The 15,183-nt window shown below is 61.5% G+C and carries 11 protein-coding genes; 1 reads left to right on the top strand and 10 read right to left on the bottom strand.

Translation table 11 applies throughout. The features are described from left to right. Window positions 1-37 precede the first annotated feature (37 nt). From OIS50_RS02310 to OIS50_RS02320, 3 genes are all read right to left on the bottom strand, one after another. Entirely contained in the window at window positions 38-700 is a 663-nt protein-coding gene (locus OIS50_RS02310) for a phenylacetic acid degradation b (protein WP_264692716.1), read from the bottom strand. 264 nt (window positions 701-964) lie between these two features. Further along, window positions 965-1,963, bottom strand: coding sequence for a 1,2-phenylacetyl-CoA epoxidase subunit PaaA (paaA, locus tag OIS50_RS02315; RefSeq protein ID WP_264692717.1), 999 nt, complete (start codon window positions 1,961-1,963; stop codon window positions 965-967). A 30-nt stretch (window positions 1,964-1,993) separates the two neighbouring features. Further along, complete coding sequence (locus OIS50_RS02320; RefSeq protein WP_264692718.1) at window positions 1,994-2,581, bottom strand: TetR/AcrR family transcriptional regulator; 588 nt, start codon at window positions 2,579-2,581, stop codon at window positions 1,994-1,996. A gap of 341 nt (window positions 2,582-2,922) precedes the next feature. Here OIS50_RS02320 and thiL point away from each other — a divergent pair, with 341 nt between their 5' ends. Continuing rightward, complete coding sequence (thiL, locus tag OIS50_RS02325; protein ID WP_264692719.1) at window positions 2,923-3,966, top strand: thiamine-phosphate kinase; 1,044 nt, start codon at window positions 2,923-2,925, stop codon at window positions 3,964-3,966. Between the two features lie 67 nt (window positions 3,967-4,033). Here the strand turns inward: thiL and OIS50_RS02330 are convergent, their stop codons facing one another. From OIS50_RS02330 to OIS50_RS02360, 7 genes are all read right to left on the bottom strand, one after another. After that, window positions 4,034-4,408 (bottom strand): hypothetical protein, encoded by a 375-nt coding sequence (locus OIS50_RS02330; protein WP_264692720.1) that lies wholly within the window; start codon window positions 4,406-4,408, stop codon window positions 4,034-4,036. A 30-nt stretch (window positions 4,409-4,438) separates the two neighbouring features. Then, complete coding sequence (locus OIS50_RS02335) at window positions 4,439-5,539, bottom strand: acyltransferase family protein (protein ID WP_264692721.1); 1,101 nt, start codon at window positions 5,537-5,539, stop codon at window positions 4,439-4,441. A gap of 195 nt (window positions 5,540-5,734) precedes the next feature. Continuing rightward, window positions 5,735-6,277, bottom strand: a complete 543-nt coding sequence (locus OIS50_RS02340) for a hypothetical protein (RefSeq protein ID WP_264692722.1) — start codon at window positions 6,275-6,277, stop codon at window positions 5,735-5,737. A gap of 61 nt (window positions 6,278-6,338) precedes the next feature. After that, entirely contained in the window at window positions 6,339-6,830 is a 492-nt protein-coding gene (locus tag OIS50_RS02345; protein WP_264692723.1) for a hypothetical protein, read from the bottom strand. Window positions 6,831-6,845: 15 nt separating this feature from the next. Continuing rightward, complete coding sequence (gene rlmD / locus OIS50_RS02350) at window positions 6,846-8,258, bottom strand: 23S rRNA (uracil(1939)-C(5))-methyltransferase RlmD (RefSeq protein WP_264694317.1); 1,413 nt, start codon at window positions 8,256-8,258, stop codon at window positions 6,846-6,848. A gap of 266 nt (window positions 8,259-8,524) precedes the next feature. Continuing rightward, window positions 8,525-10,870, bottom strand: coding sequence for an erythromycin esterase family protein (locus tag OIS50_RS02355; RefSeq protein WP_264692724.1), 2,346 nt, complete (start codon window positions 10,868-10,870; stop codon window positions 8,525-8,527). 102 nt (window positions 10,871-10,972) lie between these two features. Beyond that, window positions 10,973-15,151: a gliding motility-associated C-terminal domain-containing protein gene (locus OIS50_RS02360; RefSeq protein WP_264692725.1), complete on the bottom strand. Its 4,179-nt coding sequence runs from the start codon at window positions 15,149-15,151 to the stop codon at window positions 10,973-10,975. Window positions 15,152-15,183 lie beyond the last annotated feature (32 nt).

The following is a 15,183-nucleotide window of genomic DNA, read 5'->3' on the forward strand; positions in this document are numbered from 1 at the left end:
AAGGTGCGGAGCGGAAAAACGTGTTACCTGTTACCCCTTACTTGTTACCCTCCTGCTTAAAGCGGTCGATGCGGTCCTGCACTTTGTAGGCAATGGCGTCGCGGTACTTCTTCTCGGGCGTGGTGCTCCAGATGTCGCGGTCGTCCTCGTCGGAGGTCAGCACATCGGCCCAGCGTACCACCCATACGTTTACCACGGGGCGTTGCTCGCCAAAAACGGCCTTGGCTTGCAGCAGAGCCTCTTCGGGCGAGGCGGCGCGCACCATGCCTACATGCACGTGCGCCTTGCCGCGCTTCTTCAGGTGGAAGATGGCGTAATCCTCCTCGCCGCGGGCGTAGGCCTCGGCTTGCTGCACGCTCTCATCGGGCTCGGCACCCGTTTGCGCGGGCAGATGCTCGGTAACAAAGTCGTACACCGACTCGGTGTCGCCCACGTAGCGCGTCAGGCTGATGGCCCGCGTAGGCGCCACCCACATGCCCGTGCACGGAAAGCGGCGGCTGTACTGCTCCTTGGCAAACAAGAAGGCCACATCGGCCGCGGGGGCATGCACCGGACCTACGTAGGTGTAGGCGGTGCCTTCTTTCTTCTGGTGGAACGCCTCGTACGTTTCAAACTGGTCGAACGCTTCTTTGGGCTCGATGGATGGGGGCGCATCGGGCAGGTGCAAGCGCGTAATACGAGGATCGAGAGAGGTGAGCATTGAGGGGGATGAGTGGATGGGCAAACGAGTGGATGAGCGGAAACGAGGAGCAAAGCCAACGGCCAACTCACTCATTCACTCACTTACTCATTCGCAGTAGCGCAGAGCAGCAGCAGGGCTTCCAGGTTCGGGGAAATGCTGGGGGAATGCAGGTTTGGAAGCCCCGCCGCGCTCGTGGCAGCGAACATCTACCGTTGATCGTTTACCGGCTCGGGCGGGATGTAGGAACGGGAATGCAGCCCGTAAACGACCAACGACAGATGCTTAGGCCAGAGGCCGCACGTGCTTGGCGGCTTGCTGCTTGGCCTGCAGAGCCCGGCGTACCCAGGCTCCGTTTTCTTCGGCGGCGCGGCGCACCGCCAGGCGTTCTTTGTTGCAGGGGCCGTCGCCGTTAATCACGCGGCGCAGCTCGTCCCAATCCGGCTCGGTGTATTCCCACTTGCCGGTTTCTTCGTTCTTGCGCAGTTTGGGGTCGGGGATGGTAAGGCCGATTTCCAGAATCTTCGGCACGTACATGTCGAGGAATTGCTGGCGGCAATCGTCGTTCGAGGCCATCTTCACCTTCCAGCGCATCAGGATTTCGGTGTGCTGGCTCATTTTGTCGGCCGGCCCGAAGAACGTCATGATGGGCGGCCACCAACGGTTCAGGGCTTCCTGCATCATGCGGCGCTGCGTGGGCGTGCCGGTGGCCATGTGCACCACGGCATCGTGGCCGTACTTCAGGTGAAACGACTCCTCGGCGCAAATCCGCTCCAGGGCGCGGCAATACGGGCCGTACGAGCCTTTGGCGTTGGCCATTTGGTTTACGATGGCACCCGCGTCGATCAGCCAGGAAATTACGTTTGAGTCGGCCCAGGTCGGCGTGGGGTAGTTGAAGACGTTGGAGTACTTCGACTTGCCGTTGATCAGGTCCGTAATCATGTCCTCGCGCGTCTTACCTAGGGTTTCGGCGGCCGAGTACAGCAGCTGGGCGTGGCCCACTTCGTCCTGCACCTTGGCCATCTGGGCCATTTTGCGGCGGAAGCCCGGCGCACGGGTAATCCAGGTGCCCTCGGGTAAGGAGCCGATGATTTCGGAGTGCGCGTGCTGCTCAATCATGCGAATGAGCTGCTTGCGGTAGAGCGCCGGCATGTAGTCGTCGGGCTCGATTTTCTCGCCGCGGGCAATGCGGGCCTCAAACTCGGCCAGCAGTTGCGGGTCTTCGTTTTCGAGGCCGGTGGTTGCCTGCGCCGGGATATCGTGGGTGCTGACGGAGCCGTACATGGTATCTTGATTGGGAGTTTGCGTGAGGAATTACTTGGCTAAACCGCCCAGTAGCTGATCGGTTAAGCGCTCGGCAATCTGATCGGGCCCGAGCTTGCCATCTTGGCGGTACCAGTTGGGCAACCACGTGAGGCTGGCAAACAGGGTGAGGGCCGCAAAAGCCGGGTCGGGCGTTTGCAGCTCGCCGGCCGCCACGCCGCGGGCAATCAGCTCGCGGTAGGCGGCTTCGTAATCGTGGCGCAGCTTCAGAAACTCCGACAAAGCCGGTTCGCTGAGGTGGCGCCACTCGTGCAGAAACACCACCGAGGCATCGGCATCGTGGATAAGCACGCGCACGTGGCTCTCAATGGCGCGGCGCAGCCGCGTAGCCGCCGAAGCCGAGGCATCGGCCGTGGCGTGGCGCAAACCGGCCATAAACTCGTCGGCCAGCCGGAAGCAAATGCGGTGCAGGATTTCCTCCTTCGAGCGGATGTGCGAGTAAATGCTACCCGCCTCAATACCCAGGGCCGCCGCCAACTCGCGCATGCTGGTAGCAGCGTACCCGCGCCGACGAAACAGGGCCGTAGCCGTTTGGTCGATCTGGGCTTTGCGCGAAAGGTTAGGAGCCGTAGTTTCCATATTTGCTATATGCTAACAAATGTATGGTTCCTAACGTTCGTTAGCAAGGTTGGGTTGCTTTTTTTGCAAACGATTGCAGAGGGCTTTGTGCGAAGGCGTTTGGGTAAGGCAACATGTAAGCTATTACAAGCTCAGCCTGACGTTCAGGAAACGTAAAATGCCTTTTCAGGCACAACCTCATTCAGCTTGAACAATGGAGGCGAGCCGCGCAGCCTCTGCGGTGGCCGACTGCCTAGGTCGATGGGGCTGGCCGCACGCAAAACAGGCGAAGTGTTTGGGCATTGGCACAAAAACACCGCCGGGGGCTACCTTTGCGCCCCTTGCACCGTAGTGCTACCGTTATGTCAGAACAAGTCACCCCGCTTAATCAAGTCGGCGAAATCGGCCTGATTCGCCTGATCCAGGATACCATCACGCTGCACCAGCCCAGCACGGTGCTCGGCATCGGCGACGATGCCGCCATTATTGCGCCGCCCGCCGAGCACGAGGTGGTCGTCAGCACCGATTTGCTGGTGGAGGGCGTCCACTTCGACCTGATGTTCTGCCCCCTGAAGCACCTAGGCTACAAGGCCGTGGCCGTGAACGTATCGGACATTGCGGCCATGAATGCGCTGCCCACCCAGATTACCGTGAGCCTGGCCTTGCCGGCGCGCTTTTCGGTGGAAGCCGTGCAAGAGTTTTACGAAGGCGTGCGCCTGGCCTCGGAGGCGTACCGCGTCGATGTAATCGGCGGGGATACCACGGCCTCGCGCGCGGGCTTGGTTATTTCGGTAACCGCCATGGGCACCGTAGCCCGCGGCAAAGCCGTGCGCCGCAGCGGGGCCAAGGTAAACGACCTGCTTTGCGTAACCGGCGACCTGGGCGGCGCCTACCTCGGCCTGCAAATTCTGGAGCGCGAAAAACAAGCTTACCTCGCCGACCCCGAAACTCAACCCAACCTGGCGCCCTACGACTACGTGGTGCAGCGCCAGCTGCGCCCCGAAGCCCGCATGGATGTGGTGCACATGCTGCACGAGATGGAGGTGGTGCCCACCAGCATGATTGATATTTCCGACGGGCTGGCATCCGAAATAATGCACCTGTGCGCGGCCTCGGGCGTGGGCGCCACCATCTTCTCCGACCGCCTGCCTGCCGACCAGCAGGTGTACGACGTTGCCGACGAGTTCCGCCTCGACCCAGTGATGTGCGTACTCAACGGCGGCGAAGACTACGAGCTGCTTTTCACCGTACCGCTCGCCGATTTCGACAAGCTCAAGAACCACCCCGACATCACCATCATCGGCAAAATAACGGAGGCTTCGGAAGGCGCTATTCTGGCCACCAAGGGCGGCAACGCCGTGCCGCTGCGGGCGCAGGGCTGGTCGCACTTCGGCAAGCAGCAGTAACAACAAGCGCATGCAAACAAAAAGCCCGCGGCAGCTGCCGCGGGCTTTTTGCTGGTGGGTACCTAGGTTAATCCTCGGGGTAGGGCACGAACACGAACTTCGTGAACTCCCCATCAACCACGAACAGACAGCAGAACTCGTCGGGGTCTTTGTAGGCGCGCTGAAAGTCCTCGACGTGCTCGGGCGAAATCACGCCTTGCTGCACGAAAATGTCGAGGTACGAGGCTAGCACGTACCACTCGGTTTCCATCTCGTCGGGCGAGATGAGCAGCGAGCCGAAAGGCACAGGTATGCGCGCGAACACGAAGATGGGGTGCTTCGAAATGTCGCGGCGCCGGATCTGGTACGAGGCTTCCTTGAGGGTGTCGGCTACTACGGCAAAGTCCTTGGTGATGGTGCCGAGGTATTTGCCGCTCAGCTCGGGGTCGTTGGCGTAATCCATGGTGGTGAAGCTCAGGGCTTGAAGTTCGGGTTAAACAGCCTTTTGGTAGGTCGGCTTGGGGGCAAAGCGGTCGGCCACTTTTTTACCCAAGCGAATCGCCGGCCGCTCGACCAATATGTTAAAGATGGTGGAGGCAACGAGGGTTCCGACTACCACGAAGGCCAGCAGTATCCAGTACACGCGCCGCTCGCCGCCGATCAGGGAGGCAAGATAATCCCAGCGGTCCATCACGAAGATGACGAACAGCCAGTGCAGCAAGTAGAGGCTATACGAAATGCGACCCAGGAACAACAGCGGGCGGATGGTGAGCAGGCGTTGCAGCTGCGGCTGGTTGATAACCAGCGCCAGAATAGCCCCTGCGGCCAGGCCCGTAAAGTGAAACAAATCGAGGCGGAACAGGCCCAGCCAATAATTCGCGACGTCGCCCAGGGGGTAAATGCGCGTAATGTGCCGAATGGAATACAGCGCGAAAATCAGCACGTAAATCCCGTAGCGGTACGGGTACCAGCGGGCTTTTTTGATGTCGTACTGCTCGATGTCGCGGAAATAGTACGTGAGCAGCATGCCCAGCCCAAAATGCAGCACGGCCCAGCTGATGGTGCCGGTGGCCAGAATCACCGCCATCAGGCTCACGAATAGAACGCGGCTGTTGCGCAGCAGCAAGGTCAGGAATGGCACCAGCAACGACACCACCATTTCAACTTCGAGCGTCCAGGCCGGCAGGTACAAATCGTGCTTGCCCCTGATCAGCAAAGCCTCTTCAACCCAATGGGTTTCGTTGGTAACGAATTGGCGCACCAGCAGCCCTAGGTCATCGGCGCGGTGGTTGTAGAGGTAGTACAGGGCCAGCGCCGCCAAAAAGGGCACGTACAGGCGCACGATGCGGTTGAGCACAAATTGCCGGAAGTGGGAGCCGTTAATCTTTACCGACTCGTCGGGGTGGAAGTACTTCCACGATAACACCAGGCCGCTAAGCACAAAAAACAGCGAAACCGCGTCGCTGCCGTTGAACACCATCGAACCCAGTTTGTAACTTAGGGTTTCGGCCCAGCGCCAACCGATAAAGTGATAAATCATCACGGAGAAGGCCGCCAGGCCTCTCACACTATCCAGATACTCAACTCGACGCATACGCAGCGTGGCTCACAGATACTGCCAGCGCGCTATCTGCCCGCTGTTTATCCGCCAAAAATCCGCAGAATTTCCGGGTATAGCGTATGGGCCGCTGCACATATCTGCTGCACAGCCGAATTGGTTGCTACGGGAGCTGCCCGGTTGGTCGCCGCACCCGGCGGCACCATTCCCTAGGTTGGGCGGCAAGGCGTGTTAAGCGGCAGCCAGATGTTGGTTGAGGCGGGACACGAGCAGACGCATCATCTTTTCGTTCTGGCCGAAGGAGAACGGGAGTCTGCCGCGGCGGTGGCCAATGTGCAAAACGTTCAAAAGCAACCGGTTTGGCTGGATTAAAGCAATGCCCACCTGGCTAATATAGCCATCGGTAAAAGCCCGTACTACCTGCGGGGTGTTTTGCTGGATGTTCCAGTTCAACTCTCCAAAAACTGTCTGGATCAGCTGCCAATTGGCCTCCGCGCTCAGCCCGGTTTCGAGGGTTGTCAAACGGTTTTCGCGAAGCTGGCAGTACACGGCGTAGAAAAACAGCCAGCCCAAAAACGGAAACAGCAAAAGCGCAATCGTCCGGTAGAAAGCCGTAGGGCCATTACCCACAAAATACCCACACAGGCCCCAGTACACCAGGAAAAGCAACGCGGCAAATACCTTGGTTGACCAATTGGGCGGAATAGCCAGCCGGTTTTCGCGGACTGACGTGGCTACTTGCTCTTCGCTGAGGTTGGGGTACCAGAAGCTCATAGCTGCCAGAGGTCGGGAGTGGGTTGAGCTTTAGTGCCTGAATTATTTCGGAAGCATCAAATTATGCCGGCTTAAGTTTCAAACGCACCAAAGTAAGTACTGGGTGAGCAACGTTTTGAGGGTCATATTCTAACGAGCGGAAAACTTCAAACCAGTATACCCGGTACTTATGATCCATAAGTTTGAGGTATGTCTTGCCAGAAACTTCCTTAATCTTGAACCAATATAATCCACTGCCATTTATTGCTGAAGTAAAATAGCCATGACCTACACAAGGAAAGTAAGATGACTGGCTGATGGTTGATCTTGAAGTGAAAGACCAATCCAGAAACTTACAAACCCCTTGTGCTGCCAAGTAGTAATTCCAATTGTGGAAAGAGACAGTGTCCCTGGTGCTGATATTAGAAGTATCCTCGGCAATCCAGTTTGGGTGCAGTGAATAAGGCTTCTTTCTGCTTTCTGCGAAATCTTGTCGTAATGTTTTCTTCAACGAGCCTTGGGCGAAGCTGGAGTTAACACTTAAAGACAGGCAGATTAGCAACAGCAGCCGCATAGATAAAGTCAAATACTACTTCAGCTCCAGCAGCACCACATTCTCCACGTGGTGGGTGTGCGGGAACATATCTACCGGCTGCACGCGCGTTACGCGGTAGGTGTCGGCCAGCAACTCTAGGTCGCGGGCTTGGGTAGCGGGGTTGCAGCTCACGTACACTACGCGCGGGGCGCGCAGCTCGATGAGGCGGTTTACCACATCTGCGTGCATGCCGGCGCGGGGCGGGTCGGTGATGATGACGTCGGGGCGACCGTGCTCGTCGGTAAATTCCTTGGTGAGCACGTCCTTCATGTCGCCGGCGTAGAACTTGGTGTTCTGCACGCCGTTGATTTCCGAGTTCAGCTTCGCGTCTTCAATGGCCTGCGCCACGTACTCCACGCCGATTACCTTGCGGGCCTGCTTGGCCACGAAGTTGGCAATGGTGCCGGCGCCGGTGTAGAGGTCGTACACCAGCTCCGTGCCGGTGAGGCCGGCAAAGTCGCGGGCAATTTTGTACAGCTCGTACGCTTGCTCCGAGTTGGTTTGGTAGAACGATTTCGGCCCCACGCGGAAGCGCAGACCCTCCATCTCCTCGTGGATGTAGGGCAGACCCTTGTAGCACACCACTTCCAGGCCGTCGAGCGAGTCGTTGCCCTTGTCGTTGAGCACGTAGTTCATCGACGTGATTTCCGGGAACAGCTCCAGCAGGTGGTCCAGAATAACCGGAATCATCTGGTGCTGGCGGTAGAACGCGGCCACCACCATGATTTCGCCGGTGCTCTTGGCCGTGCGGATGGTGAGCGTGCGCAGCAACCCGGTGTGCTTCATCAGGTTGCCGAAGCGCAGGTTGTTGGTGCGCGCGTAATCGCGGAAGGCCAGGCGAATCTGGTTGCTCGGGTCGGGCTGCAGCCAGCAGTGCTGGATGTCGATGATCTTATCGAAGCGCGAGGGCAGGTGGTAGCCCAGCACGCGGCGGTCGTACTGCTGCGACTCGTCGGCAATCTGCTCCGAGGTCAGCCAGCCGTTGTAGCTGAAGGTGTACTCCAGCTTGTTGCGGTAGTAGGTGGTTTCCTTCGAACCCAGAATGGGCATAATCTCGGGCAACTCAACCTTGCCGATCCGCTGCAGCGTGTCCTCCACCTGTTGCTGCTTGTACTGAAGCTGGGTTTCGTAGCCTAGGTGCTGCCACTTGCAGCCGCCGCAGGTGCCAAAGTGCATGCAGAAGGGCTGCACGCGCAGCTCCGAGTACTTGTGAAAGTGCACGGGTACAGCCTCCAGAAAGCTCTTTTTCGACTTGGTGATGCGCAGGTCGACCACGTCGCCGGGCGCTACGCCCGACACGAAAATGACGAGGTTGTTGTGGCGCACGAGGCACTTGCCCTCGGCTACCATGTCTTGTATTACCACTTCGCGGAGGTCCTCCGCGGGGATCTTCTTCGGATTGGGCATTACTTGATTCACAAGCGCAAAGATAACCCACGGATTTTTGCGGATTTGCCGGAATGCATGGATTTTAGGCTGCGCCTGCATCCTCGTACCAACCCTTGCCTTAACCCTTGAAGCCCAAGCGATATGCCGGGCCAATGAACCTAGGGCCGTTGTCCCACAGGGCGACTAACTGTTCTGCTCAAGCCAACGCTATTTGCTTGGCTCGAAACGAGCAGACGCGGCGACAGAACATGACCACTGCTAAGCCAATGACGACGCTACGCGACCTAGGGCGCCGCCAGGGCGGGCGAGGAACGCGGCATGAAAATCAGGGCATCGAACTCGCGGCGCAGATTGTGGCGGTTGAAAGGCGCTTTCGATTCGAAAATGCCTACGTCGCGCAGCAGCAGGTTTTGATAGAGCCATTGCGTGCCGGGCGCCAGGGCGGGGCTGCGCACATCGAGCAACGACAACGGCAGCTTGGCCGCATGAAAGTAGTACTCGTAGGTGCCCACCGGCGCGGCCGTGGCCTCGGCCCGCACAAAGGTGCTCGTGCTTTGGTCCTCGGCCCGAAACGAGCCTTCGTGGAAAGCCATGCCCACGGCGAAATACGCCGGGCCGTAGGCGCGGCGCAGCCATTCGCCTAGGTTGCGCTCGGCGCCTTCGCCCTCGGCAGCTACGTGGGCGTTGTGCGCCCACACCGCCACCTTGGCGCCGGCCAGCTGCCCGCGCAGCCAGTGCACGTTTTCGGCCATGCAAGCATCGCGGTACGCACTGCCGAACACTTTTTTCAGGCTGATAAATGTGCTGTATTGCTCAATCAGGTGCAGCATCTGGCGCTGCCAGGCCACATCGGGCAGGTCGGTATCGTCGCGCAGTTTGCTTTGCATCTCGAAACCGCCGCGCAGCTCGGCCAGCTGGCTGCGCAGGGCTTGCAGCGCAGCACCTGGCCGGCTGTCGGCGGCAAACGGGTTCAGGGGCGATTCGCTTCGGCGCAGCTCTTTCACCTGGTTTTCGATGCGGGTGAGCAGGGCGTGCAGGTCGGTGCGCTTGGCGGGTACTTGCGCGCGCAAGTAGGCAATGGCGTCGTACGGGTGCTGCATATCCATGCCCAGCAGCTGAATTTTGGTGCTGGCGCGCTCGTTGTGGGTGCGCATCCATTGCACCAGCTCCAGCACCTCGGCGGTGTTCCACACACCTAGGCTCCGTACCAATTGGCGCACGTCGCCTTCGCCGGTGAGCACGTAGCGGTTGAGGGCCAGGCACGTGCCCATGTTGGCCTCCAGCACCAGCGCCCGCACGCCTTTTTGCTCTACCAGGTAGCGAAACAAACGGTGCTTTACCTGAAAAATCTCGCGCGAGCCGTGCGTTACCTCGCCCAGGCCGATTACCTCGGCCGCGCCTACCAGCTGCCCAAAGGCCGCCAAATAGCGCACGTCGCCGCCATCGGGCTGCACGGTGCGCAGGGGCCGAGCGGCCTGGCGCAGCCACGCCAGCTCGGCCGCCGTGGGTAGGCCGGCCGCCCTAGGTGGCCGCGGGGTGTAGGGGCGCCCGTTAATAAGCAGCTGCACGTTGTCGATCCAAATTGGCTCGCCGCCGTCGAGGCGCACGCCCAGGGCCAGTTGCTTCGCAAACGAGTTGTGCGAAATGGGCACCGAAAGCTCAAAGGCTTGCCAACCGTTGGCCGCCGGGGCGCCGGCAGTTACCGGCGTTGCCGAAAAGCTTTCGCGCTCACGAAACGGCCAACCAGAACGGTCGTCGTGGGTGAGCATGGCGTGGTAGAGCACGAGAGGTTTATTGGTTGCCCGACCAGCTGAGTAACGCACGTGTCCGCGCACCACCAGCGTTTGGCCGTGCAGCGTATCGAGCGGCACTACGCCTAGGTAGGCGTAGGGGGCGGCAGCGCCCGGCACCGGCAGCAGCTGCAGGCTGGAGCGGCCGTTTTGGGCCAGCGTCGAATCGAGGCGCCAGCGGTACTGCGTGGGTGGGGTAGCGGTGGCGGGGCCGCGCCGCTCGAAATTCCAATCGGGCAACGGGGTGGTGGTGCTCAGCAGCAGCGGCTCGGTGCCTGGCAGGGGCGCATTGCGGTACGTGCGGCCGTTGTAGTGTACCTGCAAATCATCGAGCCAAACGGTGCCCTGGCCCCAAAACCGCAGGCCCAGCAGCAGCTGCTCGGCCTCCGCGCCCACGGGCAGCTGAATTTGCAGGCGCTGCCAATCGGCCGCAGGGGCAAGTTCGGCGGCGGGCGGGGTGTCGTGCGAGGCCAGATTGGCGCCGTGCCCGGCGGTTTGGGCGTGGGCGTAGAGCCACACTTTGCCAGCAAAGCCTTTGGTCCGTACCCAGCCCGTGATGGTAGCCGCGTGCCCGCGCAGCGAGTCGATGGGCTCGAGGGTGGTGTAAATGGCGGCGCCTACCGGCTCGGGGGCGCGGGTGGCATCAATCAGCAAACTGCCCCGGCCGTGTTTGGCTTGCGTGGTATCGATGGAAAGCCGGATGGCCTGACCACCCTTGTGCGCCCACAGCAGCAGCGGCTGCCGGCGGTTGGCATCGGGCTCGAAGCTAAGATTATGAATGGCCTGGCTTGCGGCTGGAAAACCGGTCAGCAACACGAGAAATAGTAGCACAAAACGCATAGGGCCTAGGTACACGAATAAGTCGAGATTGGGCGCAAGCCCCAACAAAAAAACGCCCCCGGTTGGGGGCGTTTTTTTGTTGGTAGTGTCGAGCAACGCGTGTTAGCGCACCACCTCAAACCAGCCTTTGCTAATCTGGCCGTTGCTCTGCTTAAACTCGAAGTAGTACGTGCCGGCGGGTTGGCCATCGGCGCCCCAGGTGTTGCGGTAATTGCTGGTGCGGTACACCTCTTTGCCCCAACGGTTGAACACTGCGAAGCTGTTGCCGGGGTACAGCTCCACGCTCCGGATAAAGAACACGTCGTTGAGCCCGTCGCCGTTGGGCGTAATCACGTTGTAGAAACCGAGCTTGTTTTCGAACGCCGCATCAGCCTGGTTCGACCACGCCTGGCTGGCCTGCGCCTCCGCGCTGATGGCCTTGATGCGGAAGCCCTGGTTGAAGCCCGCCGCGCTGCTGGCAAAGCCGGCCGTGTAGGTGGGGCTGGCGGTGGCCGGCACGGTGGTCATCAGCTGCAACTGGCCGCCGTCGGCGGTGCGGTACACCTCGTAGCGGGCTACCGGGAAGCCCAGGTAGGCGCTCCAGCGCAGGGCAACTTTACCTTCGGTGCGGCCCTGGCCGGGCTCGGCGTTGGTAAGCTCCAGGCGCATGGTGGTGTGGTTGGTGCTGCTGAGGGTGGTGCCGCAGGCATTCACCAAATCGAGGCGGTACTCGTAGGCTTTGTCGTCGGTGTTTACGCCGGTGTCGGTGTAAGTAGCGGCTGTGTTGGCCACGGTGCCCACCTGCGCAAAGGCCGCCGTGCTGCCCGCGTCGCGGCGCATAATGCGTACTTGGTTGGGCGAGTTGGCGTTGTTGGGCACATTCAGCGCAAGCGTAATGCGGCGGTCGTCCTGCAAATCAACCGAGGCCGTGTTCAGCGCTACCGTAGCGTTATCGAGCACTACGCTGAAGCTGGCAGCGCAGCCCACGGCCGAGGTTTCGGTTACCGACACGCTGCGGGCCGTGGCGTTCGGGTCGAAATCGACCTGCACCCGCTCGGTGCCCTGGCCGCTTACTACCGCGCCGCCCGTAATGGCCCACTGGTACGTGCTGCCCGGCGCCCCGGCCAGCGAATAACCCAGGCCGGCAAATGAGCCCGGGCACACGCTGCGCGGGCCCGTAACGGCGGCCGCCGTAAGCTGCGGCACCACCGTAAACTGCATGGTGGAGGCCACGCCGGTGCAGCCCAGGGCGTTGGTTTCGCGCACGGTTAGGGTGTAGCTGGTGGGGGCCGTAACCGCCGCCGGAGCCGGCACCGCGAACGTGGCCGTGGTACCCGCTGCGCTCAGCGCTACCGGGGCGCTGGTGCCTTGCTGCACCGTCCACTGGAAGGTGGAGGTGCTGGCGCCCGCCACCGAGAAGCTTACCGTGCCGGCGCCCGCGCACACGCGCCTAGGTCCGGCAATGGGTGCGGCGGCAGGGGAGGGCAGCACCGTTACGAATAAGGTATCGGAAGTACCCAGGCAGCGCACCGAACCCGGTTGGCTGGTTTCGGTTACCACGATCTTGCCCGTGCCGGGGCGCGTCCATTGCACTTGCAGCGTGGCTTGGTTGGTGCTCACCTGCGTGCCGCCAATAATTTGCCAGGCGTAGCTCGAGCCGTTGGTAAACTGGGTTTGGTACGTGAAGGGGCCATCCGTCTGGCACACGCGCGTGGGCCCGGTGGGGCGCTCGGTGGCCAGCAATTGATTGATGCGCACCGGAAACACCACCGTGTCGGACGAGCAGCCCTCCGCGTTCAGGCGAAACGCTTTCAGGCTGGCATTGGCGTTGGTGCTGCCCCAGTTTACGGTAACGCTGCCGGTGCCCTGGCCGCTGCCGATGGTGCCGCCCTCGATAAGCCACTGATACGCCGTGCCGCGCGGGTTGCGGATGCTGTAAGCCACTGCGCCGGCCTGCGGGCAAACGGAGCTACTGCCCTGAATAGCATCGGCCTCGGGGCGCGGGTTGATGCGCACCAGCACCGAGTCGCGGGCCGAGCAGCCCTGCGCCGTGGTGGCCGTGAGGTATAGCTTCAGCGTTTGAGCAGTGCTAACGGTAGGCGCCGTAAACGTAGGCTGGGCCGCGCCGGCGCTGCTCAGGCCCGCTGCCGGGCTCCACTGATAAGTGTAACCACCTAGGGCCGCCGTGCCCAGGCGCACGCGCTGGTTGGCGCACACCGTTACGTCGGGGCCCGCATCGGCCGCGGCGGCGGGGTTCAGGGTAATTACCACCTGGCTGGCAGCGCTGCAGCCCTGCGGCGAGGTGGCCACCACCGTGTACGTAAGCGTTTGCGGGGCCAGGCCGGCGGCCAGCGTCTGGCTGAATACGGGCTGGGCCACCGTGGTGCTGCTCAGGCCCACGGCGGGGCTCCACTGGTAGGTGTAGCCCGTTACGGCTGCCGTACCTAAGGTGGTTTGCTCGCCCGAGCAAAGCGCCCGGTTGGCGCCCGCATTGGCCACCACGGCTGGGTTCACGGTTATCGTTACGCGCCCGTTGGAGCACTGCGCATTGGGCGAGGTTACGGTGTAGGTAGTGGTTTGGGTGGGCGACACCGTAATGCTGCTGCCCGTGTAGGTTTGCCCGCCGCCCGACCAAACGTACGACGTGGCGCCGCTGGCCGTAAGCGTTACCGATTGGCCCGGGCAAATAGTCGGCGAGGAGGGCGTAACGCCCAGCGTAACCGCAGGCAGTATGTTGACGACGCTCGTGGCTGAGTCGCTCAGGCAGCCCAACGTGGAGCGGTTGCGCACCGAAACGCGCCCCTGGCCGCTGCCATTCCACAGCACCTGCACCGACGAGCCGTTGCTGGCGCCCTGAATAACCCCGCCCTGCACGCGCCAGCTGTAACCGTTGGTGGGGGCCGGGCCGGTGGCGGTGTACGTGTACGTACGCGAAAGGTCGCAGAGCTCCTGGGTGCCCGTCAGGCCGGTGGGGGCTGTGGTTTTCGTCACGAAAATCTGAAACACCTCGGCCACGGTTTTGGAGCCGCAAGCCGCATCGGTAGCCGTTACGGCCACGTCGTAGGGGTTGGGGCGGGCTTCGCCGCAGCGGGGCGTGAAGCTGAACTGCCCGCTGGCGCTGCCGTTGCCCGATACGGTAACCGTGCCGGTGCTGGCGCCGGGCGCAATAGTGCCCGGCAAGCCGGCAAACGTGGCGTTAAAGCCGCCCGCGCCGTCGAGCAGGCCGCTGTTCACGCGCAGGCTCACGGGGTTGCCGTCGGCATCGGTGGCGCTCAGGTTAAAGTTCAGGGTCTGGCCCTCCTCAATGGTAAAGGCGCGCTGACCTAGGGTGGCCGGCGTAAACTGCGGACTCCGGTTGGGGGCGCAGGGCCGCACCACCAGCTGCACGTCGCGGCGGGTGGTGCCCACCTGCACCTCGGTGCCGTTGATGCGCCGGTACTCTTTCACATCGATGGCGACTACGTACTTGCCCATGGTGGTGGCCGCAAACCGGGCAATGCCGGTGCTGGCGTTGAGGGCAGCGTAGTTGCCGGCGCCGGGGCCAAACGGATTCACGGCGCTGTAGCCCGGCAGGTAATTAACCGGCACGGGCGGCAGCACAAAACTCGGGAACGGCGGGTTGCCGGCCGCCGGCGTGCCAAACGTGTAAATCAGCCGGTCGCCGTCGGCATCAAAAGCGTTGTTGATGAGGATAGTGGTATCGCCCTGGCACACCACCACCACCGCCGTATCCGAAAACACCGGCGAGGTATTCGGAATCAGCGGCGGGGCCATTTCCGTGTACAACGACATGTTGGTATTGCCCGGGTTAACAATGTTGTTCACGTCGTTGTTGCGGGCAATGTCGCTGTAAAAGGCGTAGTAGCCATCAAACGACACGGGCAGGTTTACCACGGCCGTGTACTTGGCCAGCGTAACCGGCACGTTGCCGCCCGGAATGGTGCAGCCGCCGGGCAGGCTCGGGTTGATGCGTACCGTGCTGGTGCGCGGTATGCGCAGCAACCCCCCCGATGCCAACGGGCTGTTGATGGTGGTAAGCGGAATGCGGGCGTTGCCCTGCGACTTGTTGTAGATGGATACCTCCACATCGGGCCGGCCCAGGCCGCTGGGCGTGGCCGGGCTGTCGGAGTTCACGTACACCACCACCGTCAGCTGGTAGCGAAACGGGGCGGCTTGCGGCCCGTTGGCATCCAGAAACTTGTACTGCATTTCGCCGCCGAGCAAGTGCGAACCTAGGGCGGAGCCCCCACTCAGCAAAACCAGTACAAACCACAAAGCTCCAAAGCGGAGTAAAGTTTTCATCATATAGTACCGAAGAGAGAAGCGAAAAAACG

It is taken from the genome of Hymenobacter sp. YIM 151858-1, from assembly GCF_025979705.1.
Classification (GTDB): domain Bacteria; phylum Bacteroidota; class Bacteroidia; order Cytophagales; family Hymenobacteraceae; genus Solirubrum.